The following is a 3,485-nucleotide window of genomic DNA, read 5'->3' as shown; positions in this document are numbered from 1 at the left end:
CTACCCGCTGAGCCCTGCTGGCCGCCACGTGGCCCACCTGGCGCACGTCCCCGGTTCAGCCCCGCGCGCCAACGCCTCCGCAGCATGGCGCCCCGTTCGTGCGCGCGTGTCCCCGCGCGCTTCGGGCCGCAGGCCTTTGTCCTCTCTGTGAGCCCCACGCCGCCCAACGTTGCCCTCGAAGCACCGGTCCTCCACCCCACGCGCACCTGGGCGCGCGTGCCGTTACCAGGGCCGAGCCGGATGGCCGGAAATGGGTAAAGGCGGCCATTCGGCGTCACCGCCCCCACGCTGTTTCGCGCGCTTACGAGCCCTCATGAAGGGCCGAAGCGCCGAGGCCGATTGCCGCTTTCCGCTGGTTGGGGCCGCCTGCCGCCCGTCGCGCGGCCCAGCTCCTCCGCAGTCACCTTCACCGCCTGCCCCGCCGGGCGCAACCATGCCTACCGATGACGCCAGCACGCCTACCCCGCCTACCCCTGACGCCAGGGTGGGAGGTGGTGCGATCTTTCGTGCGGGGTGCGCCGCCGGGGCGTGTACCTGGGGCCCTTTTCGAGAGGGTCAGCCCCGAAAAAGTGAACACCCCGCGCCTGTTCATTTGCGCCCGGTAAGTGAACGCCTCGCGCTGTTCACTTTCGCCGGCTGCGGTTGCGCCTGGGACGGCCCGCGCGAGCGTTGCGCACGGCCGCCCCCTACCGCCTCCGCGCGGCACCCCAGCTCAGCCAGGGGCTCTCGCGGGCGCTCAGCGCGGAGGCGGCACGCCCCATCAGCAGGGCAGGTCCTGCGTCACGCGCACCAGCTCGTCGTCCGAGGGGTGCGTGTAGATGACGGTGGAGTCGATGCTGCGCTGGCGCGCGAAGCGCTGGGTGAGGCGGATGTCCTTCGTCCTCCGGTACACCCCGGTGCACGCGGTGTGGCGCACGGTGTGGAAGTTCAGGTGCCGCTCCAGGCCCGCGCGCTCTTGCCACACCGCGAAGCCGTGGCGCACCTGCCGCGTGGACAGGCGCAGACCCTTGCGGCTCAGGAAGAGCGGCGCCTGAGGCCCCACGTCGTGCCCCTGCGCGCGCTTCAAGCGCAGCAGCTTCTCCAGCTTCGCGCGCACCGTGTCCGAGAGGACAACCTCCTGGGGGCGCGGGTGCCGGCGGCAGCCCTTGAAGACGTGCAGCAGCACGTGCCGGCGTGCGCGCCCGCGCTCGTCGAAGATGTCACCGATGTTGAGGGCCACCAGTTCGTGCTCACGCAGACCCGAGGCCAGCGCGAGGCTGTAGAGGCAGTGGTCCCTGAATCCCTCCTTGTGCTCCCCCGTGGCCCGCAGCAGGAGCACCACCTCCTTCTGCGTGAGGGTGCGAGGTGGGCGGGTCACAGCGGCATAGGCAGACATGGCGGCTCCGTCGTGAAGAGGACGCGGCCATGCACGCTCTGGCGCCGAGAGAAAGCAACGGAACACGAAGGGAAGACAGCGTGACGCTCGGCATCGTCAAACGCACCGAGGACGACCTCACCCAATGGCTTGCCACCGAGTCGGGATTCATCTCCGGCCTGTGCCACTACGACAGCGAGCCGGTAGTGCTGGAGCCCTACCAGCAGGCGCTGCTGGACAACCGCTCCCGCTTCCGCTGGGTGGCGAAGAGCCGTCAGGTGGGCTTCTCCTTCCTCTTCGCCCTCGAGGCCCTCGCTCGCTGCCACCTGCGTGACGGCCACACGGCGGTGTTCGTCTCGTACAACTTGAGCGACGCCGTCGAGAAGGTACTCATCGCCCGGCAGGTGTACGAGGAGCTGCCGACAGCCTTCCAGAAGAAGCTCGTTACCGACGCCAAGACGGAGCTGGCCTTCGAGTCCAACGCCAAGGGCCGGCGCCTCTCGCGTATCATCTCCGTCCCCTCCAAGCCTCCGCGCGGAAAGCGGGGCGACGCGTACCTCGACGAGCTGGCGCATTACGTGAACGACCGCGAGGTCTACACGGGCAGCACCGCGCTCATCCTGCGCTCCCACGGGCAGCTCACGGGCTGCAGCACGCCCCTGGGTCGGCGCGGCATCTTCTGGGAAATCGCCTCGCAGGAGCTGCGCAAGTACCCGCACCACACCCGCCAGCACGTGCCCTGGTGGCTGTGCCGCTTCTTCTCGCTCGACGTGCGGCGCGCTTCAGTGGAGGCCCCGCTCATGTCCACCGAGGAGCGCGTCGCGCGCTTCGGGCGCCCCGTCCTCACCGAGCAGTTCGACTCCCTGCCCCAGGAGGACTTCCAGCAGGAGTTCGAATGCCTTTTACGTCGACGAGTCCTACAGCTTCCTCCCCTACGAGCTCATCCTCCCGTGCACCACCGACGAGTTGCCGCTGGCCCAGGACGCGTCCGACGTGCCCGTGCCCCAAGGGCGCCTGGTTGCGGGCTTCGACGTGGGCCGCACGCGAGACCGCTCCGAGCTGGCCGTCTTCGAGGAGGTGGGGGGCCGCTTCACCTGCCGCATGCTGAAGAGCTTCGAAGGCGTGCCCTTCGCGGAGCAGGAGGCCCACCTGCGCCGCCTCCTCTCCGTCCTGCCCGTGGCGCGCCTCTCCGTCGACCGCAGCGGTATCGGCATGAACCTCGCGGAGAACCTCGCCCGCGACTTCCCCCAGGTGGTGGCGGAGAACTTCACCAACGAGACCAAGGAGCGCTGGGCGACTGACTTCAAGATTCTCCTCCAGCGCCGCGACGTCACCCTGCCGCGCGAGCGCAAGCTTGTCGGGCAGATTCACTCTATCAAGCGGCGGGTGCTCCCCTCCGGCAAGGTGTCTTTCGACGCCGAACGCACCAACCGCGGGCACGCGGACAAGTTCTGGGCAGTCGCCCTGGCGTGCCAGCGCGAGCGGGGGCCGGAGCGACGAGGTACCGGGGAGATTGGGGTGCGGGTGATTGGCTGAACGGGCCGGCCCCGCAGCAAGACAAGGACTTATGGCCCGGTCCACGCCGGGGCTGTCCCTGTTCTTTAGAGCGGAAACTGATCCGGAGGGCCGCTTCTTCAACCTGGCCGAGCACTGGGCGGTTCGGAATTGCTAACCAGCACAAGGCAGGATCAGCGCTGGGCGTGCGCCAACATGAGCCGAGCAATGCTGGGTGGAACTGCATCGAGACCTTGGTGGGCCTCCCGAAGTCGCCCGCCGTCGCAGCGAGGGGATCGCGTCTTCATCAACGCTGTGGTATAGCGCGTGAAGATCGGGGGGCGCAGTGGCGGAACCTGCACAAGCGTCTTTGGCAAACTGCTGGGCGAAGACTGGGCGCCGGAAGCCAGCTTCAAGGTCTTTTGGCTCGACGTGACTAGACTCGTCTCTCTTTCCGCGTCTGGCGATACGAGCACTGTCACGGCACCCACAAACACTATCACAGCGCAACAACTACATCCCACCACCGCAAAGAAACACTGGACCAAGCAAGGATCGACAAGGACATTCACGGAGAAATGCGCATGGCCATATCAAAGTCAAAATCCACCTCAACCAGGCAAGCCCCCCCTGCCCC

Annotated in this window: 3 protein-coding genes; 1 reads left to right on the top strand and 2 read right to left on the bottom strand. The window is 67.8% G+C overall.

What is annotated here, in order from left to right; genetic code table 11:
- Nucleotides 1-760: 760 nt before the first annotated feature.
- On the bottom strand, nt 761-1,375 hold the full coding sequence (locus tag D7Y15_RS42780; RefSeq protein WP_121756145.1) for a tyrosine-type recombinase/integrase: 615 nt from the start codon (nt 1,373-1,375) through the stop codon (nt 761-763).
- A 574-nt stretch (nt 1,376-1,949) separates the two neighbouring features.
- Nucleotides 1,950-2,201, bottom strand: coding sequence for a hypothetical protein (locus tag D7Y15_RS45435; RefSeq protein WP_199746067.1), 252 nt, complete (start codon nt 2,199-2,201; stop codon nt 1,950-1,952).
- A gap of 146 nt (nt 2,202-2,347) precedes the next feature.
- On the opposite strand from D7Y15_RS45435, the gene D7Y15_RS45430 reads away from it, so the two are divergent.
- Nucleotides 2,348-2,890: a terminase gene (locus D7Y15_RS45430; RefSeq protein WP_233605311.1), complete on the top strand. Its 543-nt coding sequence runs from the start codon at nt 2,348-2,350 to the stop codon at nt 2,888-2,890.
- The last annotated feature ends 595 nt before the right edge of the window (nt 2,891-3,485 follow it).

It is taken from the genome of Corallococcus sp. AB030 (assembly GCF_003668965.1).
Lineage (GTDB): Bacteria > Myxococcota > Myxococcia > Myxococcales > Myxococcaceae > Corallococcus > Corallococcus exiguus.
Note: the sequence above shows the minus strand (reverse complement) of the source record. Positions and strands in the feature narration are given on the sequence as shown.

What these genes read in the sequence shown, in the direction of transcription:
- D7Y15_RS42780 (WP_121756145.1), bottom strand. Translation starts at nt 1,375, where the DNA reads ATGTCTGCCTATGCCGCTGTGACCCGCCCACCTCGCACCCTCACGCAG.